Here is a 21,619-nt window from a genome sequence, read left to right as displayed (position 1 = left end):
GCGCCGATGGTAGTTGGGGGCTCTCCCCCTGTGAGAGTAGGACGTCGCCAGGCATATTTAATATTACCGTCGCGGGGTGGAGCAGTCTGGTAGCTCGTCGGGCTCATAACCCGAAGGTCGCAGGTTCAAATCCTGTCCCCGCAATCAAAGCAGAAAATCCTTAGGGTCTAACCTAAGGATTTTTTTTTAGAAAAAGAAACATGCTGTATTTATTAGGAAAGTTCTAGCACTATCTATATAATGAAGATAGGCTAAAAATAATATAGGACAAACTGGGTGAGTTTTATGGATAAATATATGTGGACAACAAATAATGCTGATGAGACAATGGCTTTTGCTGAAAGACTTGCTGAGCTTTTGGATCAAGGTGATGTACTGACATTAGAAGGAGACTTAGGTGCAGGAAAAACAACCTTCACAAAGGGACTTGCTAAAGGGCTAGGCATTACAAAAACAGTAAACAGCCCAACCTTTACAATTATTAAGGAGTATGCGGGCAGGCTTCCGCTTTATCATATGGATGTTTATCGTGTCGAGGATGCCTTTGAGGACCTTGGTTTTGATGAGTATTTTCATGGCAATGGAGTTACAGTGGTAGAATGGGCACACTTAATAGGGGAACAGCTGCCTGAAGAGTATTTAAACATAAGTATTCATTATAAAAATGAAACAGGAAGAGAAATTGTGCTAACCCCCTATGGGTCTAGATATGTGCAAGTATGTAAGGAGTTAATGAAATGAAAATACTAGCAATTGATACTTCCAATCTTGTATTGGGAATTGCCATTATGGATCAAGATAAAGTAATTGGAGAATATATTACGAATTTAAAAAAGAATCATTCTGTCAGGGCAATGCCGGCAGTAGAGATGCTGATGAAGGAATGTGACGTGAAACCAGCTGATTTAACAAAGATAGTGGTTGCTAAAGGTCCTGGTTCTTACACAGGTGTCCGAATAGGAGTCACAATTGCGAAGACTCTTGCTTGGACATTAAATATTCCTCTTGTTGGTGTTTCGAGCCTTGAGGTATTGGCAGCAAGTGCAGGCCGATATTTTCCTGGCAGTGTAAGTCCGTTGTTTGATGCAAGAAGGGGGCAAATTTATACAGGGCTGTACAAGTTTTCAGATGGAGCAGTAGAACAGCTGGAAAAAGACCAGCTTATTCTGGCAAAGGATTGGGTTAGCCGGTTACGAGATGAGCAAGGCAAGGTTTTATTTACAGGTAATGATCTGTCTATCCATAAAGAGCTGCTTGAAGCTGAACTAAAAGATATTGCTGTATTTGCTGATTATGCTGACTTTAATCCAAGAGCGGCAGTGCTGGCGAGATTGGGGCAAACGAGGGAAGCAGAAGAGGTTCATCCGTTTACTCCAAATTATATTCGTTTGGCTGAGGCAGAAGCGAATTGGCTTAAGGCAAATAATAAAGAGTAAAAAGGAAGAGAGTAGGTATCATGGAGGATTATCTTTTTCGGGATATGACGATTGGGGATATAGATAAGGTACACATGGTTGAAACACTTTCTTTTAGCACACCATGGAGTAAAGAGGCCTTTTTTAATGAGCTGACAAAGAATCGGTTTGCCAAGTATATAGTTATAGAACATGGCGAACAGTTGGTTGGTTATATTGGAGCATGGATTGTTATAGATGAGGTTCATATAACTAATATTGCCATATTGCCTGATTTCCGGGGGCAAAAGCTTGGAGAAAAACTATTAAGAGCAATGATGGAAGAAGCGAAAAAGCAGGAAGCTAAGTCTATGACATTGGAAGTAAGGGTGACAAATATAGTTGCTCAAAACTTGTACAAAAAGCTTGGTTTCCAAAGCGGCGCTATCAGAAAGAATTATTATACCGATAATCAAGAAGATGCTTTAGTAATGTGGGTGAAAATATAATGATAAAAGATGTATTAATAATGGGAATGGAAACAAGCTGTGATGAAACAGCTGTATCCATCGTTAAAAATGGAACGGAAATCTTATCGAATGTTGTTGCTTCACAAATCGAAAGCCATAAAAGATTTGGCGGTGTTGTCCCAGAGATTGCTTCTAGGCATCATGTTGAACAAATAACATTGGTCATTGAAGAAGCACTGCGCACTGCTGATGTTTCTTATGAAAATTTAGATGCAATTGCTGTCACAGAAGGACCTGGACTTGTCGGTGCTTTGCTTGTTGGTGTTAATGCTGCTAAGGCAATCAGCTTTGCACATGGCATTCCTCTTGTTGGTGTTCATCATATTGCTGGTCATATTTATGCGAATCAGCTTGTGGATAAGTTAGAATTCCCGCTGTTATCTCTAGTAGTCTCAGGGGGACATACAGAGCTTGTCTATATGAAGGAGCATGGTCATTTTGAAGTAATTGGTGAGACAAGGGATGATGCAGCAGGAGAAGCATATGATAAAGTAGCAAGAACGCTAAATCTTCCGTACCCAGGAGGACCTCATATTGACAGGCTTGCCGCAGAAGGAAAGCCATCAATTAAGTTGCCGCGTGCATGGCTAGAAGGCAGTTATGACTTTAGTTTCAGCGGGCTGAAATCAGCAGTTATCAACACGGTTCATAATGCTGAACAGCGAGGGGAAACCATAAAGCCAGAAGATTTGGCGGCAAGTTTCCAGGAAAGTGTCATTGATGTGCTGACAACAAAAGCCTTTGACGCAGCAAAAGAGTATAAAGTAAAACAAATAGTCCTAGCAGGCGGAGTAGCTGCAAATAAAGGATTAAGGTCTGCGTTGGAAAAGAAATTTTCAAGCCTTAATGATGTCAGACTGACAATACCGCCATTATCTTTATGTACAGATAATGCTGCGATGATTGCTGCTGCAGGAACAGTTTTCTATGAGAAGGGACAAAGAGCTTTCTCTGATTTAAATGGAAATCCTGGCTTGGATATTACTATCCACAACTAGAAATAGGTATAGGTCTAAATCCCTGTTGAAAAACAGGGGTTTTATTTTAGGATATAAACAGAAATGTCCACAACACTGTGGATAATGTGAGTAAAATCAATAGAAATTGTGGATAATGTGAATAAATCTGTGGAAAGCTAGTTTAATAACTATTTTTATGTGGATAAATATGTGGAAAAAAAGTACTGGGCAAATCACTGCCCAGTACTTTTTACTTATCTGACAATTCAGTCCACTCATCCATAAGGTTGTCGATTTCGCTTTTAAATTCTTCTAGTTCTTTGTTCAGTGCAAATACCTTTTCATGGTCTTGGAAGATGTCAGGCTCACAGAGCTTTTCCTCATGATCTGCTACCTTTTGTTCCAAGCTTTCGATTGTTTTTTCAATTTCTTCAATTCTGCGCATGCGCTGCCGTTCTGCTTTCTTAGCTTCCTTATCTTGTTGATAAGATGTTTTTTCAGTATTATCAACAGCAGGAGCAGAATTGGAAACGGCTGTTTCCATTGCCAGCAACTCTTCTTGTTCGAGTTTCTTGTCTACATAATAGTCATAGTCTCCAAGATATTCCGTTGAACCTTCCTGTTGAAGCTCAATTACTTTTGTAGCAATTCGGTTAATGAAATAACGGTCATGGGAAACGAATAATAGAGTACCAGGATAATCAATTAAAGCATTTTCAAGCACTTCTTTGCTGTCTAGATCAAGATGGTTTGTTGGCTCATCTAAAATCAGTACATTTGGCTTTTCCATCATAAGCTTTGCAAGAGCAAGTCTAGCCTTTTCCCCGCCGCTCAGTGAATTGACAATCTTTAGTACATCGTCTCCTGAGAAGAGAAAATTACCTAGAACGGTTCTAATTTCTTTTTCAGGTCTTAGTGGGAACTCATCCCACAATTCATTTAATACTCTCTTGTTCGAATGGAGTTCTGCTTGCTCTTGGTCATAATAACCAACCATGACATTTGTTCCCCAAGCTGTTGCGCCTGCATGCTTGTCTATTTTTGAGATAATTGTTTTTAGTAATGTTGATTTACCGACACCGTTAGGTCCCACTAAAGCAACACTGTCTCCTCTGGTTAATTGGAAAGAGATATGTTCAGAAACAGTGTTTCCCTCGTAACCAATCGCAAGATCCTGCACCTTTAACACATCATTGCCGGATTGCTTCTCAATTTGGAATCCGAAAGAAGCTGACTTTTCATCACCATCAGGACGCTCAAGACGGTCCATTCGATCCAGTGTTTTTCTTCTGCTTTGAGCTCTTTTTGTTGTCGATGCTCTAGCAAGATTCTTTTGAATAAATGTTTCTAGCTTAGCAATCTCTTCTTGCTGCTTTTCATATACCTTCATATCTCTTTCGTAATTCTCAGCTTTTTGCTGAAGGTAAGAGCTGTAGTTACCATTGAACTTTTGGATATTTGTTCTGGAAAGTTCATATATTTGGGTTACAACTTTATCAAGGAAGTAGCGGTCATGGGAAACAATTAAGACAGCACCATCGTAGCCTTGCAAATATTGTTCCAGCCATGATAGGGTCTCAATATCCAAATGGTTAGTCGGCTCATCCAAAATTAAAATTTCAGGGGTTGTCAGCAAAAGCTTTGCTAAGGCAAGTCTTGTCTTTTGTCCGCCGCTTAATGTAGATATTTTTGTGCTGTAATCAAAGGAACCGAAGTTCAAACCATGAAGTACAGAACGAATATCAGCTTCATACTGATAACCGCCATTTTCCTTAAAGTTATATTGAAGAGTATCATATTCCTTCAATATCTTTTCGAATCTTTCCGGTTGGCTGCTTATGTCAGGGTCTGCCATCTGCTGTTCCAGCTTTCTTAGCTCTGCTTCCTGCTGCTGAAGGCCTTTAAATACGGTCAACATCTCATCCCAAATGGACAGATTAGATTCGAGCCCTGTATTCTGAGCAAGATAACCTATTTCTACATTTTTTGGTTTAATGATTTCCCCAGTATCATATGAAAGGTGGCCAGCGATCATCTTTAGCAATGTCGATTTTCCAGCACCGTTTCGGCCTACTAACGCGATTCTATCTCTTGTTTGCACTTCTAATTTTATATTGGATAAGATAATTTCAGCTCCAAAGTATTTGGAAAGTTGATTCACTTGTAATAGTATCATTGCGTAATTCACCTCAGAATGTATGTATATCAAGTGTAACTTATATACGTGGGAAACCGCAATAAAGGCAATCGCAGGCAGTGAAAATTCTTTAATGATACACTTTAGAAGGAAAATAGTGTATGATTTGCTTAGAGGTGTTAAAAATGAAGAGTTTTACACACTTTAATGATGAGGGCCGAGCGAAAATGGTTGATATAAGCGAAAAAAGCGAAACCGCTCGCATAGCAGTTGCCCACTCAAGCATTATAGTAAATAAATATATATACGACAGCATCATCCATAATACGATAAAAAAAGGAGATGTTTTGGCTGTCGCCCAAGTAGCAGGCATCATGGCAGCAAAGAAAACATCTGACTTAATACCGATGTGCCATCCCATCTCTTTGAAAGGGGTCGATATTTCTTTTCGTTGGGAAGAAGAAGGACAAGAACAAGAAGCTTACCGTTTAGTAATAGAAGTATCAGCAAAGACGATTGGGAGCACCGGCGTGGAAATGGAAGCACTGACTGCAGCATCCGTCACGGCATTAACGATTTATGATATGTGTAAAAGCATTGATAAAGGAATGGTCATCGGCGAAACTTACTTGCTTGAAAAATCAGGCGGTATCAATGGTCCATACAAGAGGGTTTAAAGTTTATCAGGAAAGATAGATGTATTATTAATTACAGGTAGGGGATTACAATGAGCAATGAGATAATGAAGATACCGCAAGCTACTGCTAAGCGGTTGCCTTTATATTATCGCTTCTTAAAAAATTTACATTCTTCAGGGAAACAAAGGGTTTCATCTGCCGAATTAAGTGAGGCAGTTAAGGTAGATTCAGCTACCATCAGAAGGGACTTCTCGTATTTTGGAGCATTAGGGAAAAAGGGTTACGGATATAATGTAAACTACCTGCTTTCCTTTTTCCGGAAGACATTGGACCAAGATGAGCTGACGAAGGTTGCCCTGATTGGTGTGGGTAATTTAGGGGTTGCCTTCTTAAACTATAACTTCTTGAAAAACAACAATACAAAAATAGAAGTGGCATTTGATATTGCAGAAGATAAGACAGGAACGTCAATTGGAGAGGTAGATATCCATCATATGGATGATTTGGAGAAGGTCATTTTAGAGCATGATATCCAGGTTGCCATCTTAACTGTTCCGGCAGCAGTTGCCCAAACGATTACTGATCGTTTAATAGACTGCTCTATTAAAGGCATTCTGAACTTTACACCAGCTCGGCTGACTGTGCCTGCTAGTGTACGAATTCATCATATTGACTTGGCTGTTGAACTTCAATCTCTAGTCTACTTCCTTAAACACTATCCGACTCCAGCAGATGAAGCGGAAGAGGAATGAGCCACAAAAAAAGCAATTATAAATGCTTCCATTTATAATTGCTTTTTTTATTATATATGGCATTATCTCTCCTGATTTTTGCGGGTAGCCTTTTTAATCATAAAATGGAAGGAAATGAGCCGGATTCCAGTGCCTATATCAAATGTCGCCAGTATGACAAGTATATAGGAGAAGAAGCCCCATCCTCCATGATCACGGACTGATTGAACAGCAAAATAGGTAAATAAAGCACCAAGTATTAAATAAAGTATTCCAGAGAGTAATGCTGATTTCCTCATAAAAATCCTCCAATAAATTGTGAAATGTTCTCCATATTTCGCTGCCATTCCTGGATGGCATCCAGATTAAACTGGATGATGACAACCAGTGTGTTCATTGACACATGAGCAAAAATAGGAACCCAGATTCTTTTTGTTCTTACATAAAGGAAAGCAAAGGTGAAACCCATGCTGGCGTACAGCAAGATATGTACAAATTCCATGTGTGCTGCTGCAAAGACAAGAGAACTGATCAATGCAGACAGGAAAAAGCCTAGTCGTTTATAGAGTACCCCGAATATGATTTTCCGAAAAATGATTTCTTCTAAGATTGGACCGACAACGCTGATAACTATAATCACAAGCGGAGAATACTCAACAAAGGTCATAAGCTGCTGTGTATTTTCTGATTCTTGTTCAATTCCTAATGCCATTTCGATTGAACCGGCTATTGATTGAGCAACTAAGGAAAGAAAGATACCTGCCACTGCCCAGCCAATGCTTGCAGGGATGCTTGCGGGATTTTCGCGGAGCGGATTCCTCATCTCATGGCGAAGCAGGAAAAGAACAACGAGCAATGTGACAAGGAAGCTGAAAATCAGCCAAATAACGACAGAAGCCATGCCAAGCTCTGCAGAATCATATCCCATAAGGTTGCCGAAAAACATGACAATCGGAACGCCAATTAAGGTAGATAATTGCATAGCAATATACGATATTACAATAATCCAATATTCTTTTTTCAAGATATCGTACTCCTTTTCGATATTCTAATATATAAATTAATCATATAAACTTTTGAGCATTAGTATTCTTCGCATTCAGCAAATGCTGTCTTTTGCACAAACATGATTAGAATTAGTAATACACATACTATTTATTCTACTAATAAGTGCGTGCTTACTCAAATAGAACACATTAAAAAAGAGGAGATTTTATGAATAAAGTCGAAGAAAGAGTGTATACTTCTTAAAGGCGTGTACAGGGCAGTATAATTTTTTGTAAAATCTAAGGCTTGTCTCTTGCAAATTATAAAAAGATTAATTAATATAATAATTGTGTTAGCACTCAAGAGTGATGAGTGCTAATAATAATAAATTTACATATTATTTGAGGAGGTTGTTTCACTTGTTAAAGCCATTAGGAGATCGTATTGTTATTGAGCTTGTTGAAACAGAAGAAAAAACTGCAAGTGGCATCGTGCTACCTGACTCTGCTAAGGAAAAGCCGCAAGAAGGCAAAGTAGTAGCAGTTGGTAACGGCCGTGTTCTAGACAACGGAGAGCGTGCTGCACTTGATGTATCTGTTGATGATGTAATTATCTTCTCAAAATATTCTGGAACTGAAGTTAAATATGAAGGGAAAGAATATTTAATCCTTCGCGAAAGCGACATTTTGGCAATCGTACAATAATTTGAAATTAATATATAAGAAATAACATAAATTCTTGAGGAGGTTTTTTAAAATGGCTAAAGATATTAAATTTAGTGAAGAAGCGCGCCGCTCTATGCTTCGTGGTGTAGATGCACTTGCTGATGCAGTTAAAGTAACACTTGGACCTAAAGGACGCAATGTCGTGCTTGAAAAAAAATACGGTTCACCGCTAATTACAAATGACGGTGTTACTATCGCAAAAGAAATCGAGTTGGAAGATGCATTTGAAAATATGGGTGCTAAACTTGTAGCTGAAGTTGCAAGCAAAACAAACGATGTTGCTGGGGACGGTACAACAACTGCTACAGTATTGGCACAAGCGATGATCCGTGAAGGACTTAAAAACGTAACTGCTGGTGCAAACCCAATGGGTATCCGCAAAGGGATGGACAAAGCGATTTCAACTGCTATTGAAGAGTTGAAGGCTATCTCAAAACCAATCGAAGGCAAAGCTTCTATCGCACAAGTAGCTGCTATCTCTGCTGCTGACGAAGAAGTTGGCCAATTGATCGCAGAAGCTATGGAACGCGTTGGCAACGACGGTGTAATCACAATTGAAGAATCTAAAGGCTTCACAACTGAATTAGATGTAGTAGAAGGTATGCAATTCGACCGCGGATACGTATCTCCTTACATGGTAACTGATTCAGATAAAATGGAAGCTGTTCTTGATAACCCATACATCTTAATCACTGACAAAAAGATTTCTAACATTCAAGAAATCCTGCCAGTGCTTGAGCAAGTAGTTCAACAAGGCAAGCCATTATTAATCGTAGCTGAAGATGTAGAAGGTGAAGCAAACGCTACATTGGTAGTGAACAAACTTCGCGGAACTTTCACAGCTGTTGCTGTTAAAGCACCAGGCTTTGGTGATCGCCGCAAAGCAATGCTAGAAGATATCGCTGTATTGACTGGCGGAGAGGTTATTACAGAAGATCTTGGCTTAGATCTTAAATCTGCAACAATCGAATCATTAGGCCGCGCTGCGAAAGTTGTTGTTACGAAAGAAAACACAACAATTGTAGAAGGTGCTGGAGATTCAGCAAACATCGCATCACGCATCAACCAAATCCGCGCTCAATTAGAAGAAACTACTTCTGAATTCGACCGTGAGAAATTGCAAGAGCGTCTTGCTAAACTTGCAGGCGGAGTTGCTGTCGTAAAAGTCGGCGCTGCGACTGAAACAGAATTAAAAGAGCGCAAATTGCGCATTGAAGATGCATTGAACTCTACTCGTGCTGCAGTTGAAGAAGGTATTGTAGCTGGTGGTGGTACTGCACTTCTAAACGTATACAACAAAGTTGCTTCTATTGAAGCAGAAGGCGACGAAGCTACTGGTATCAACATCGTTCTTCGCGCAATCGAAGAGCCGGTTCGTCAAATTGCTCACAACGCAGGTCTTGAAGGATCAGTTATCGTTGAGCGCCTTAAAAACGAAGCAGTTGGAACAGGATTCAACGCTGCTAACGGTCAATGGGTTAACATGATCGAAGCTGGTATCGTTGATCCAACTAAAGTTACTCGTTCTGCACTTCAAAACGCAGGAAGCGTTGCTGCTATGTTCTTAACAACAGAGGCAGTAGTTGCTGACAAGCCAGAACCAGCAGGTAGCGCTGCAATGCCTGATATGGGCGGCATGGGTGGAATGGGCGGCATGATGTAAGGCCGTTTACGCCTAACATCTGATAAATAGTTGCAACTATTTTACCTAATACTAAACCCCACTTCTTTTTTTAAAGAAGTGGGGTTTTTTTGCGTTACTATCCCAATGGATACTTTTTTTAATTACATAAATCGCCCTGCTTGTTTCAAGTACTATAATAAAATGGGATAATTATAAACTATTTGAATGAAAGCGTTTAATAAATATCAATCAAACATATTTACGGATATAGCTAAGATGATTAATTAAGTAATAGGTGTTTAGCAGTCTTTGCTTTTTGGATACATGTTGAAACTTCGATAAACTTGGAGGAATTTATGAAAAAGGGCAAACTTAGTTTACAAGCTATCATAATTATTTTTGTATGTATTGTGGTTGCGTTATCACTTGGGATAACCGACTTGCTTATAAGTAAAAGTATTACTTCCAGTGTAGAAGAGACACAGAAAGAAAAGGCGCTGGATGTTGCAAGGACAATGGCGGTTACTCCAGCTGTAATCAAGACTCTTGAAGGACAAGCTAATCAAGCGGAATTACAGGAATTTGCTAATGTAATAAAAGACAAAACGAATGTGAACTTTGTTGTTGTTATGAATATGAAGGGAATTCGGCTGTCTCACCCGGAGTCTAGTAAGGTGGGTAAGCATTTCTTTGGGGGAGATGAAGGCCCTGTTCTTAAAGGGGAGGAGTATGTTTCCATTTCAAAAGGAACGCTCGGTAAATCTATGAGGGCATTTACCCCAATAAAGGATGCACAGGGCAAACAAATTGGAGCGGTTGCTGTCGGGATTTCTTTGAAAAGTGTTACAGAGGCTGTTGATAAAGGACGGATGGGAATTGTTTTGGGGACGTTAATCGGACTTATGATTGGAATAATTGGTGCGGTCGTTCTAGCAAGGTATATTAAAAAAATCCTTTTAGGACTTGAGCCGTTTGTTATTGCGAAGCTGCTTGAAGAGCGCAGTTCTATGCTTCAGTCTGTACGTGAGGGCATTATAGCCATTGACCAGGAAGGAAAAATCACCCTTGTTAACAAGGCAGCGAGTAAGCTTTTTAAAAAGGCTGGTCTTGAGGAAGAGCCAATGGGGATAAATATTGAGGATTACTTGCCAGAAACCCGGTTAACTCGCATTATCAAATCAGGTGAAACAGAGCTCGATCAAGAACAGAACCTGCAGGGGGTTACTATTTTAGTAAACCGGGTACCGGTCGTTGTTGGAAATCAGGCTGTAGGAGCCATCGCTACATTTCGGGATAAAACAGAGGTCCAGCATCTGGCTGAACAGCTGACAGGTGTCCGTAATTATGCGGATGCTCTCCGTGCTCAAGCTCATGAATTTATGAATAAGCTCCATGTTATCTTAGGTCTTGTCAGAACGGAACAATATGATACACTTGCTGATTATGTAAGTGAAACGGTTAATCATCGGGAAACGGAAATGGACTTTGTGACAAGAAAAGTCCAAGATCCTGTGCTTGCTGGTTTTCTGATTGGGAAGCTAAGCTTTGCAAGAGAATCAGGAGTTTCCTTTGCATTTGATTGTGCCAATAAGCTGCCGAAGCCGGCAAACTCGGAAATTACACATGAGCTGATTACGATTATTGGCAATCTTTTGGATAATGCAATAGAGGCTATTGCAAACAGTATAAATAAAAAGGTCCATCTTAAACTGGATTATGCAGAGGATATTTTAACAATCGAGGTTAAAGACACAGGAATGGGAATGACGAATTCACTCCAAAACAAAATCCTAGATAAAGGCTTTTCTACTAAAGGAAATAACCGCGGATACGGATTATACCTTTTGGCACAAGCAATTGAAAGGCTGGAAGGAGAACTGATTATTTCGTCCAAGCCAGGGAAGGGAACGAGTTTTGCTGTGTATATATCATATCAAGAGGAGGATAAAGAGAATTGATTAATGTAATGATCGTTGAAGATGACCCGATGGTAGCACAAATTAATAAACGATATCTTGCCAAAATTGAAGGGTTCCGATTAGCGGCAACAGCTACATCAGTTGATGAAGCTATACAATTACTAAATACAGAAGAAATCCAGCTTATCCTTTTGGATATTTTTATGCCGGGAAAGCTTGGGATTGAACTATTAGCACATCTGCGGAAAAATGAACTTGAAATTGATGTGATCATCATTTCTGCTGCATCCGATCTTGATCGAATAAAGAGGGCATTAAGATATGGGATTGTCGACTATTTAATCAAGCCGTTTGAGTTTGACCGGTTTAACACGGCACTTACTACCTATCTTGAACAAACTCGGTTAATTGATAAGCAAGATTCAGTAAGTCAGCAGGAGCTGGATTCCTTACTGTTGCACAGAGATGAACATGTCATCGCAGAGGAGCTGCCAAAGGGGTTAGCGAAGGATACGTTAAAGCAAGTATGGGATGCCATTCAGCGATTAAAGGCAGACCCTTTTTCGACTGATGACATTGTAAATATTGTAGGCATCTCAAGAGTTTCTGCCAGAAAGTATCTTAATTTTCTTAAGGATACAGGAATCCTGGAGGTTAAGGTTATCTATGGAGCAGTCGGAAGGCCTGTGTATCAGCACGAATATAATCAATTTAAAGAACACTTAATTAAAAATTTTTTGTAAGCAGTTAGGAAAGCTGCTTACTTTTTTTATTTACAAAAAGAATTATTAAACTTTATTAAACTATGAAAACGGTTTACAGGGGAATATGATGTACACGTAACAAAGGGGAGTAATATTGGCAATCACACTATCGCGATTGCAAAGGGAATTTGGATTTTTTACATGATGATAAAAATACAAGGGGGATTAAATATGCAAATTCCAATTAAGAAGACGCTCGATAAAATTCCAGGCGGAATGATGGTAGTTCCGTTATTTTTAGGGGTACTAACAAACACTTTTTTTCCACAGTTTTTAGAAATAGGGCATTTTACAACGGCATTATTCAGTAAAGAGGCATCATCAACTATTTTAGCTTGTTTTATGTTTTTAATTGGTTCACAAATTAACTTTAAACTAGCACCAAAAGCGATTAAAAAAGGTGCAATTTTATTATCTGGTAAATTTATAGTAGGTGCAGGTCTAGGTATCTTTATAGCGATGGTTTTTGGACCGGCTGGTATTCTAGGATTGTCACCACTAGCTATCCTTGCAGCATTGTTAAACGCTAACGGCGGGTTATATGCTTCACTAGCTTCATCTTATGGTGACGAAACAGATGTAGGGGCATACGCATTATTTTCTTTAAAAGATGGTCCATTTTTCACATTAGTTGCTTTAGGTGCATCCGGCCTTGCTTCTATTCCTTTTCAAGCACTTGTAGGCGTGTTAATTCCTATCGTAATTGGGATGATTTTAGGAAATATCGATCCGGATATGAGAAAGTTTCTTGGAAGCAGTAAGTTATTATTAATCCCATTTTTCTCTTTCCCATTAGGGGCAGGCATGAATCTGAATACAATTGTAGAAGCGGGTGGTCCAGGCTTACTACTAGGATTAATCGCTTCATTTACAGGAATTGGTGCTTTCTTGCTTTTGAAATTATTCAAAGAAAATCCTATCGTCGGTTTAGCAACAGGGTCAACTGCAGGTAACGCTGTAGCGACACCAGCTGTAGTTGCGGCAGCAGATCCAACACTTTCTGCAATAGCACCAGCAGCTACTGCGCAAGTTGCAGCAGCATGTGTTGTTTCTGCAATTGTTTGTCCGATTATTGTCAGCTATGTATATAAACGGTCAGAAAAGAAAAAAGCTAAAAAGCTTATAACAAAGGCTGCATGATAAAAAATATATTAAATTTCTATAGAAAGAAGGATTTCCATAATGAGCGTGCCTGATAATGTAATTATTACAACATTAAAAGGAAAAGAAGTTCTGTCTAATCCTTTTATCAATAAGGGAACAGCATTTACTAGAGAGGAAAGGGAAGAGCTTGGACTTGACGGCCTGTTGCCGCCTCACGTGCTTACCCTTGATGAACAGGCTAACAGAGCCTATGAGCAATATTCCATGCGGACTACAAATCTTTTCAAAAACGGTTTGCTTTATGATTTATATAACCGGAATGTTGTCCTTTTTTACCGACTTTTAAAAGATCATTTAGCAGAGATGCTTCCAATCATCTATACACCTACTGTCGGAGAAGCGATTCAGACATACTCTCATAGCTATCATCGCCCAGGTGGATTATATCTTTCCATTGATCATCCTGAAGGTGTTGAAAAAGGATTTGCTAATCTTGGGGTCTCAAAAAATGACATAGACTTAATCGTTGTCACTGACTCTGAAAGTATCCTTGGAATCGGGGATCAAGGGGTAGGCGGTATTAATATTGCAATCGGTAAACTGGCTGTTTATACAGCGGCAGCCGGGATTGATCCAAGCCGCGTCCTGCCAATCGTATTGGATGTTGGCACAAACAATCAATCTTTAATTGACGACCCTATCTATATTGGTAACAAGTTCGCCCGTGTCCGCGGTGAACGTTATGATAAATTCATTGATTTATTTGTACAGACTGCCAGAAAATTCTTCCCAGAAGTGCTTATCCATTGGGAGGATCTTGGCAATGTAAATGCTCGAAATATTTTAGAAAAATACGGTGACAAAATCCTTACATTTAATGATGATATCCAAGGAACAGGTGCTGTTACGCTTGCAGCGGTTATGTCTGCATTAAAGGTCACAGAAACTTCTCTGAAAGATCAGCGTATTGTTGTCTTTGGACCAGGTGCTGCGGGGATCGGGAACGCAGACCAAATGGCAGATGCAATGGTCCTTGAAGGATTGACAGAAGAAGAAGCATACGACCGTTTCTGGGCAATTGATTATCGAGGATTACTGACAGATGAAACACCGGATGTCCTGAAATTCCAACTTCCTTACGTAAGAGAAGGAGAGGAAGTAGAGGGCTGGGAGAGAAACGAGGAAGGAATCATTCCATTAATGGAAGTAGTGAAGAGAGTAAAACCTACCATCCTTATCGGTACTTCCGGTCAAGCTGGCGCCTTCACAGAGGAAATAGTGAGGGAGATGGCTAAGCATGTTGAACGTCCAATCATCATGCCTATGTCTAATCCGACTCATCTTGCAGAAGCCATACCAGAAGATTTAATTAAATGGACAGACGGCAAAGCGTTAATTGCGACAGGAAGCCCATTTGATAATGTAGAATATAACGGTGTTTCCTATGAAATCGGACAGTCTAATAACGCATTTGTATTTCCAGGTCTAGGGCTTGGAGCGATTGTTGCAAAAGCCCAAGTAATCTCAAAAGGAATGTTCGCAGCAGCTGCAAATGCTGTAGCAGAGATGTGCGACAATACTGAGCCAGGCTCGTCATTGCTGCCGTCAATTGAGAAACTACATGATGTATCAATCTATGTGGCTGTTGAAGTAGCTAAGGCTGCACTAGAGGAAGGTATCGCAAAAGCAGATATTTCCAGTGACGTACCAAAAGCTGTTGTTGATGCTGTTTGGCAGCCTGAGTATAAGGAAATTAAGAGTGTTGGGATTTGGACGAGAGTTTAACCATAAACAGATAATAACTAATTTTATAAAGATGGACTACTCCTGAATTGGGGTAGTCTTTTTTGTTGATACCTAGGATGCGACTATTTTAATGCTTGTTCCATAATATAACTGTCGATATAATGTATGTGTATTATTTCACATTCTGGTTGCTGCTAATTAACAGAAACTTAAATGAAAGTAGGTATTGTTATGGCAAAAATATTAATAATTGAAGATGATCAGGCAATTAACAATTTAATCTTTATGAATTTGGATTTGGTTGGCTATGATTGTAAACAGGTGTTTGACGGAAAAGAGGCTAGTGAAGTTATATATAGTTGGCAACCAGATTTAATTTTGCTAGATGTGATGATTCCATATGTAGATGGGTTTACACTTATAGAACAAAACAAGTTTAGTACTATTCCGGTTATATTTGTTACTGCAAAAGATAATATTTCTTTTAAGGTTAAGGGGTTACAACTAGGTGCTGATGATTATATTGTAAAACCGTTTGAATCAATTGAATTGCTTGCGAGAATAGAAGCAGTACTACGACGTACAAAACCAGTTAAAAGGAGATATAGTATCGGCAGTACTATTATTGATCTGGATGAGCATATAACTATTGTTAAAAATGAACCTGTAAGTCTGACTAACCAAGAGTTTGTGCTTTTAGAAGCATTAATTAACAATTGTAATTTAGCCTTATCTAGGGAGCAATTACTTAATTTGGCTTGGGGTCAGGATTATTTTGGGGATGCTAGGACTGTAGATGTTCATATTACTAAATTGCGAAAAAAGTTACAATTAGAGTCATATATACAGACGGTATACAAGTTTGGGTATCGACTGGAGTTTCAAAAATGAACTTCTGGCAAAAGATTTTTTTGAGTACATTTTTCATTTTTATTACGTTATTTGACATAGCAGCTTTTGTACTAATATCTTCTTCTTACCATTTCAGTCTTCAAAGAGAAGAAGAAAATAGTATACGGGAACAATCGATTATTTTAAAATCCATAGAAAATAGTATAAGTCAATTCCTTCAGTCTGCTTCTTACAACAAAGAGCAACTAACCTCTCTTATAAAACCACTTGCAAATTACTATGAGAATCAAAATGTTTACCTTGCATTATACAATGAAAACACGAAAGTATATTCAAATACTCCAATCTTAGATAGTAAGCTACTAGGTATTCAAGAGAAAGAAACGAGGAAGATACAAACGAAAAAATTGGGTGGCAAGAGATATTTATTTGTATCTTCACCATTACCTTCAAATCCAAATTACTCCCTTGTTTATGCTCGAAATATTAGTCAACTTGATGTCTATCTTTCTTCAATGAGCCGTGTATTCGTAATAGTTAGTATTCTAGTATGTATTGTACTGGGTATTTTAAATTTCATATTTTTAAAACGATTAACTGATCCACTAAATAAAATGATTTCTATTACAAGTGAGATAGCAAATGGAGCTTTTCATAAAAGAGTTCATATTAAACGAAGGGATGAGCTTGGCACTCTGGGGAGTACGTTTAATATGATGGCTGATTCAATAGAAGATAAAGTTGGTCAATTAACAAAGGAATCACAAAATAAACAGCAGTTTATTGATAATCTTGCTCATGAAATGAAGACGCCGCTTACTTCTATTTTAGGTTATTCAGAATACTTGCAAAAGGCAAAGTATAAGGAGAAACAACGTCTCATCGCAACTCAACATCTCAATGAAGCAGCAGAAAGACTGCAAAAATTGTCCATTAAACTTCTTGATTTAACATCAATGCGTACCAAAAATAAAGATTTTAAAGAGGTTAATATGGAGGGGTTGTTTGCTGCTTTATATAGGTTCATGAATCCAATTTTAAAAAAGAAAAATATTCATCTAGAGACAAGAGCAGAGGTAAAGTCCTTGTTAGGTGATGAAACACTGTTACTGTCGCTATTAATTAACTTGGTAGAGAATTCAGCAAGAGCCTCTAAGGATAATGACTTAATAGCTGTAAGGTCATATGTTGATGAGAAGGAAGAGTTTATAGTTGAAGTAAAAGATTATGGTATTGGTTTAGATAAAGAAGAAATAAAAAAAATAACTGAACCCTTTTATCGTGTTGATAAATCTCGTTCTCGTGAATTTGGAGGTTTCGGCTTAGGTCTAAGTATTGTTGCTCAAATAGCTAAATATCATAATGCTGATTTGGACATTCAATCACAAAAAGGTACGACAATAAGGATAATCTTTAACAAGACTCTAACAACTTAATAGCAACTCAAAAATATCATGAGTGTATCCTTGCTTCATATAAGGGATATTACATTCTGTATATAGGGGGCTTAAATGAAAAAAGGGAAATATATAGTCGGGGCATACATTACAGGATTCACTTTTTGCGCTGGGCTTTTAGTCAATAGCTTTGCTTTTCCTTCTGTTCTAGCTGCAACAACAGAAAATTTAAAGGTTAAAACCGTTGAGGCTGCTAATCTTGAAGAAAATCAGAAAACTGAGCAAATAAAAGATTCATCAAATGAATTATCTCAATATGGAATCAAAGATGGCATTTCAGAAAAAGAAGCGCTATTAATAGCTATTAACGCATTTAAAGAAACAAAGGATGTCAGCAACCTAACTTATGATATTAAAATTGTCCAGGAGGATATTCCAGTAGATCCAATCAAGTGGTTTGTTACATTTTATGATAATAACGATGGATATATGGCTACTATAAATCCCTTTTCCGGTACAATTATTACTCTGGAGCAATTTTCAGGAGTTAAAGAAGTTTTCTCTAAAGATATGGAAAAAGCCAGAGAGGAAAAGGAAAAACTTTATAACGAGTATTATAAAGAGATATTTTCTATCTACAATAACGAATAAACAAGGAATATATCCCTTATGAAGTTAAAAAAGTATTCTTACCCTCTAACTGATTGGTAAGGATACTTTTTTATTTTCCAATATATCTTAGTTATTACTTGGAAAATTATTGAAACTATGAAAAAATATAATCAGAAAATCATTGGAAGAAACATGCACTTATATAATTTTGAGGTGACTTGTTGTGGTTAATAAATCTGTTTTATCTGTAAGAAATCTATCAAAAGTTTATAAAGGTGTCGGTCATGAGGTGCAAGCATTAAAGGATGTTTCATTTGAGTTATATGAAGGGGAACTGATTGCCATAATGGGGACAAGCGGTTCGGGAAAAAGTACGTTGCTTAACGTGTTGGCAGCATTGGATGAGCCAGATAAAGGGGAAATTCAATTATATGGCCAAAAACAAACAGAAATGTTTACAGAACCAAATGCTACTCATTATCGGCGAGATAAAATTGGCTTTATCTTTCAAGCTTTTCATCTTTTGAAAGATTTAACAGTGGAAGAGAATATTGCTTTGCCACTTATTCTAAAGGGAGAGAAAAAGTCTTATATAGATGAGAAAGTAGATGAGATGTTACAGTTTGTCGGGCTCTTGGGCTGGAGGAAACAAAGACCAGTTCAATTATCAGGCGGACAACAGCAGCGGGTTGCAATCGGCAGGGCATTGATAACTGCACCGCCAATTGTGTTGGCGGATGAACTCACAGGGAACTTGGATTATAATACTTCAAATGATATTCTTCAGGTTTTAGTAAAGATGAAAGAGACGTTGAACCAAGCAATTATAGTTGTTACACATGATCCACATGTTGCAGCTTTTGCTGATCGTGTGCTGTTTTTTCATGATGGACAGATTGTGAATGAATATGATTGTTCTGGGAATCAAGCGATGGATGATATTTTAGAGCATTTTGGGAAGCTGTTGGAGTTCAAGGTATGATGAAAACAATACAAGGACTAGCCTTGCGCTTCTTTCAAAAAAATAAATTTATAACATTTTCCTCTGTTATTAGTGTACTTTTATCGGTCTTTTTAGTGGTTGTTATGGTAGCTTTCGCAACAAATGCGGAGCGCTCGTTAAGAGAAGAAGTGCAAAAAATGTATGGAGAGATGGATTTATCTGTCGGCTATAATGCGGAACTGAGTAAAAACGTCGATCGAGACTTTATTTCTGCTTTGCAGACAAACAAAGATATTCAAAAGATATCTCCAGTCATCATTAACCAGCTAAAGGTAGATAAATTGCAAGCAGACATTTATTCAGTTGGTCTAGAAAATGATTATCTAGCAAAGAGCAGATATCATTTAAAAGAGGATATAAATGAAAATGAAGTTATGATGAATGAAAGTTTGGCTGAAAGCTTACAAGTAAAAGCTGGTCAAAAGGTAGATATTGAAGGCAGGGAGTTTACGGTAACAGAGATATTAGAGGATTTAAACGCAAGTGGGCTTACTCCCGATATGCTCATTGTATCTAAACCAACAGCCAAAGAATTAGTAAAGCATAGGTCCGGTCAACATGTAGAGGCTACTTATGTGCTAGTCAAAGCGAAAAAGAATGTTGATCCACTTTTGCTTGCCAATGATATTAAGAAATATGATGCCGGTGTAAGGATTGATATTGCTGAAGAAGATGAATTTCTAAAAAGGAATGTACAGTCTCTGAAAATTTTCATCTACTCTTTAGCTTTTCTAATGTTAATCATTACAGCGTTATTGATTGTTGCCAATTTTGAATTTTTTTTATATAAGTATAAAAATCAATTTGCGATTTTGCGTTCCATTGGCGCCACAACCAAACAATTATCTAACATAATACTCATTCAAAGCAGTCTTATTACAATAGCGGGCACAATAGGCGGCTTCCTATTAGCTATCGTTAGTCATCAATATATTCAACCGGGGCTTGAAGCGATATTTTCTTTCCATTTACCAACAGCAGCGGGTTATAACTATAAGGAAAGTTTAATGATTGCACTAGCAAGCGGTATGATTATACAAATATTTATGCTGATTCCAGCTTATAAAAGTTCAAAATTATTACCGCTTAAAATCATGCAGGAAAATGAAAAGAATGACTTCAGTTATAGGAAAACTCGCAGAAATATTGGGTTTGGTTTGATCTTTATTGCCCTGTTATTGATTTGTATTGGTAAAGTAATGCCCAAAACAGAAGGGACGGGAGTTTTGTGTATCTTTATAGCTGCGTTGTTTTTACTAAGCAGCATTTATCTTCTTTTTCCTGTCTATCTATCAGCTGCTTTAATAGGGGTTCTGCCAATAATAAAAAAGCTGTTTGGAAATGTTTCTTATATCGCAATTAAAAACTTAGTGCCTCAAGTCAGAAAAAATACATTCGTGATGTTAACAATCAGCGCGATGATGATTATCGCTGTATTTGGGTCTGTTATGTTAAAGACAATCCAGCAAAATGAAATAAACTATTTAAAAGAACAATTTCCAACCTCCATTGTGCTGAATAGTCGTCTAGTATATGATTCAATGATTGAACCAAAGGATTTGGAGAAAAACGTAAAAGAAATTAGCGGAGTTCAGAAAGTAAGCTCTCAAAGCACTACTTCTGGGGCAGTGATAATCGGAAACGATGATGATCCTAATTTGGAGTATACATTAGCCGATATAAAAGGGATGGAGCAACAAGGAATCATTCCAAAAATGGAGGATGATAGTAAATTAATTGTTGTATCTGAGGCATTTTTAGAAAAGCATGGACTTAAAGTAGGTGATTCTATCGACTTGGGCTTATACTCGGAAGAAAAGCAAAGTCCTGTATTTTTGGATACATTTATTGTGGGAGCTGCAGTAAAAAATCTACCTAATGCTGATGCGTATATCGATTGGGAAAATACATCATTCAAAGAGGAATTTACGAAATTTAGCGCAATGTACATCACTTCTAACGATGAAAAACAAACTGTTCAAGAATTAGAAGCACTAAAACAGCAGTACCCAGAACTTCAAGTTAATGTATATCAGCAGTCTGTTGAAAAAGCTAATGAGTTGTTCTTGCAAAGATGGTCTGTTTTTATTGTGGTTATGGTTGTCATCTTGGTGTGTGTGATGTTGGGTGTAGTTACTACACTAGGTAACAATATTTATTCCAAAAGAAAAGAGTTTGCAATATTAAGGACTATTTTTGTTGATCGGAAGGGGATAAAAAAGGTCATTTTAACCCAAGTCAATCTGTATATAATAATAGGGCTGCTGCTTGGAATAATAGCAGGTTTACTTTTTACCGCCGTGATTTTGCTAATAGATTCTGGGCAAATTTCGATTTATTACTCATTGATCATCGGAATTACAGCAGCGCTATTGTTAGTTGGAAATAGTGTGTTTCTTCCTATTGCAAGTAAGATAGGGAAAAAGAAGATATCCTTAGAGCTTACGGAGGATAATAAATAAATTTTTCTTAAAAGATAAGGCCATTCATCTGTTTA

At 37.9% G+C, this 21,619-nt stretch carries 20 protein-coding genes and 1 tRNA gene; 18 read left to right on the top strand and 3 right to left on the bottom strand.

The window, feature by feature from the left end; all coding sequences use genetic code 11:
• Nucleotides 1-70: 70 nt before the first annotated feature.
• From LXM54_RS26130 to tsaD, 5 genes are all read left to right on the top strand, one after another.
• A tRNA-Met gene (locus LXM54_RS26130) sits at nucleotides 71-144 on the top strand.
• A 141-nt stretch (nucleotides 145-285) separates the two neighbouring features.
• On the top strand, nucleotides 286-741 hold the full coding sequence (gene tsaE / locus LXM54_RS26125; RefSeq protein WP_233319042.1) for a tRNA (adenosine(37)-N6)-threonylcarbamoyltransferase complex ATPase subunit type 1 TsaE: 456 nt from the start codon (nucleotides 286-288) through the stop codon (nucleotides 739-741).
• Nucleotides 738-1,436, top strand: a complete 699-nt coding sequence (gene tsaB, locus LXM54_RS26120) for a tRNA (adenosine(37)-N6)-threonylcarbamoyltransferase complex dimerization subunit type 1 TsaB (RefSeq protein WP_233319040.1) — start codon at nucleotides 738-740, stop codon at nucleotides 1,434-1,436. Before tsaE ends, tsaB begins: the two co-directional genes overlap by 4 nt.
• A gap of 20 nt (nucleotides 1,437-1,456) precedes the next feature.
• Nucleotides 1,457-1,903, top strand: coding sequence for a ribosomal protein S18-alanine N-acetyltransferase (gene rimI / locus LXM54_RS26115; RefSeq protein ID WP_233319037.1), 447 nt, complete (start codon nucleotides 1,457-1,459; stop codon nucleotides 1,901-1,903).
• Complete coding sequence (gene tsaD, locus LXM54_RS26110; protein ID WP_233319034.1) at nucleotides 1,903-2,922, top strand: tRNA (adenosine(37)-N6)-threonylcarbamoyltransferase complex transferase subunit TsaD; 1,020 nt, start codon at nucleotides 1,903-1,905, stop codon at nucleotides 2,920-2,922. The genes rimI and tsaD overlap by 1 nt, the downstream gene beginning before the upstream one ends.
• A 211-nt stretch (nucleotides 2,923-3,133) precedes the next feature.
• On the opposite strand, the gene LXM54_RS26105 is transcribed toward tsaD, so the two are convergent.
• The gene (locus LXM54_RS26105) at nucleotides 3,134-5,059 is read right to left on the bottom strand and encodes an ABC-F family ATP-binding cassette domain-containing protein (protein WP_233319032.1); all 1,926 of its coding nucleotides are present in this window, start codon (nucleotides 5,057-5,059) and stop codon (nucleotides 3,134-3,136) included.
• A 146-nt stretch (nucleotides 5,060-5,205) separates the two neighbouring features.
• Between LXM54_RS26105 and moaC the strand changes: the two genes are divergently transcribed.
• Nucleotides 5,206-5,697, top strand: coding sequence for a cyclic pyranopterin monophosphate synthase MoaC (moaC, locus tag LXM54_RS26100; protein ID WP_233319030.1), 492 nt, complete (start codon nucleotides 5,206-5,208; stop codon nucleotides 5,695-5,697).
• Nucleotides 5,698-5,747: 50 nt separating this feature from the next.
• Nucleotides 5,748-6,410: a redox-sensing transcriptional repressor Rex gene (locus tag LXM54_RS26095; RefSeq protein WP_233319027.1), complete on the top strand. Its 663-nt coding sequence runs from the start codon at nucleotides 5,748-5,750 to the stop codon at nucleotides 6,408-6,410.
• Between the two features lie 62 nt (nucleotides 6,411-6,472).
• On the opposite strand, the gene LXM54_RS26090 is transcribed toward LXM54_RS26095, so the two are convergent.
• Together LXM54_RS26090 and LXM54_RS26085 are read right to left on the bottom strand one after the other, a co-directional pair.
• Nucleotides 6,473-6,688 (bottom strand): YdiK family protein, encoded by a 216-nt coding sequence (locus LXM54_RS26090; protein ID WP_233319025.1) that lies wholly within the window; start codon nucleotides 6,686-6,688, stop codon nucleotides 6,473-6,475.
• Nucleotides 6,685-7,413, bottom strand: coding sequence for a CPBP family intramembrane glutamic endopeptidase (locus LXM54_RS26085; protein ID WP_233319023.1), 729 nt, complete (start codon nucleotides 7,411-7,413; stop codon nucleotides 6,685-6,687). Before LXM54_RS26085 ends, LXM54_RS26090 begins: the two co-directional genes overlap by 4 nt.
• Nucleotides 7,414-7,795: 382 nt before the next feature.
• Between LXM54_RS26085 and groES the strand changes: the two genes are divergently transcribed.
• From groES to LXM54_RS26030, 11 genes are all read left to right on the top strand, one after another.
• The gene (groES, locus tag LXM54_RS26080) at nucleotides 7,796-8,080 is read left to right on the top strand and encodes a co-chaperone GroES (RefSeq protein WP_127742660.1); all 285 of its coding nucleotides are present in this window, start codon (nucleotides 7,796-7,798) and stop codon (nucleotides 8,078-8,080) included.
• A 52-nt stretch (nucleotides 8,081-8,132) separates the two neighbouring features.
• Nucleotides 8,133-9,764, top strand: coding sequence for a chaperonin GroEL (gene groL / locus LXM54_RS26075; RefSeq protein WP_233319021.1), 1,632 nt, complete (start codon nucleotides 8,133-8,135; stop codon nucleotides 9,762-9,764).
• Between the two features lie 317 nt (nucleotides 9,765-10,081).
• Complete coding sequence (dcuS, locus tag LXM54_RS26070) at nucleotides 10,082-11,683, top strand: DcuS/MalK family sensor histidine kinase (protein WP_233319019.1); 1,602 nt, start codon at nucleotides 10,082-10,084, stop codon at nucleotides 11,681-11,683.
• On the top strand, nucleotides 11,680-12,387 hold the full coding sequence (locus LXM54_RS26065) for a response regulator (RefSeq protein WP_233319015.1): 708 nt from the start codon (nucleotides 11,680-11,682) through the stop codon (nucleotides 12,385-12,387). Before dcuS ends, LXM54_RS26065 begins: the two co-directional genes overlap by 4 nt.
• 192 nt (nucleotides 12,388-12,579) lie before the next feature.
• Nucleotides 12,580-13,548, top strand: a complete 969-nt coding sequence (locus tag LXM54_RS26060) for a 2-keto-3-deoxygluconate permease (protein ID WP_233319013.1) — start codon at nucleotides 12,580-12,582, stop codon at nucleotides 13,546-13,548.
• A 42-nt stretch (nucleotides 13,549-13,590) separates the two neighbouring features.
• Nucleotides 13,591-15,297: an NAD-dependent malic enzyme gene (locus LXM54_RS26055; RefSeq protein ID WP_233319011.1), complete on the top strand. Its 1,707-nt coding sequence runs from the start codon at nucleotides 13,591-13,593 to the stop codon at nucleotides 15,295-15,297.
• Nucleotides 15,298-15,489: 192 nt separating this feature from the next.
• Nucleotides 15,490-16,149, top strand: coding sequence for a response regulator transcription factor (locus LXM54_RS26050; RefSeq protein ID WP_233319009.1), 660 nt, complete (start codon nucleotides 15,490-15,492; stop codon nucleotides 16,147-16,149).
• Nucleotides 16,146-17,546 (top strand): sensor histidine kinase, encoded by a 1,401-nt coding sequence (locus LXM54_RS26045; RefSeq protein WP_233319007.1) that lies wholly within the window; start codon nucleotides 16,146-16,148, stop codon nucleotides 17,544-17,546. The genes LXM54_RS26050 and LXM54_RS26045 overlap by 4 nt, the downstream gene beginning before the upstream one ends.
• Nucleotides 17,547-17,621: 75 nt before the next feature.
• Entirely contained in the window at nucleotides 17,622-18,158 is a 537-nt protein-coding gene (locus LXM54_RS26040; RefSeq protein WP_233319005.1) for a hypothetical protein, read from the top strand.
• A gap of 184 nt (nucleotides 18,159-18,342) precedes the next feature.
• Nucleotides 18,343-19,101, top strand: a complete 759-nt coding sequence (locus tag LXM54_RS26035; protein WP_233319003.1) for an ABC transporter ATP-binding protein — start codon at nucleotides 18,343-18,345, stop codon at nucleotides 19,099-19,101.
• On the top strand, nucleotides 19,098-21,584 hold the full coding sequence (locus tag LXM54_RS26030; protein ID WP_233319000.1) for an FtsX-like permease family protein: 2,487 nt from the start codon (nucleotides 19,098-19,100) through the stop codon (nucleotides 21,582-21,584). The genes LXM54_RS26035 and LXM54_RS26030 overlap by 4 nt, the downstream gene beginning before the upstream one ends.
• Nucleotides 21,585-21,619 lie beyond the last annotated feature (35 nt).

Origin of the sequence: Bacillus sp. Au-Bac7 (assembly GCF_021341655.1) — a bacterium.
Taxonomy (GTDB): Bacteria; Bacillota; Bacilli; order Bacillales; family Cytobacillaceae; genus Niallia.
The sequence above is the reverse complement of the archived record's forward strand: the minus strand, read 5'-3'. Positions and strand labels throughout refer to the sequence as shown.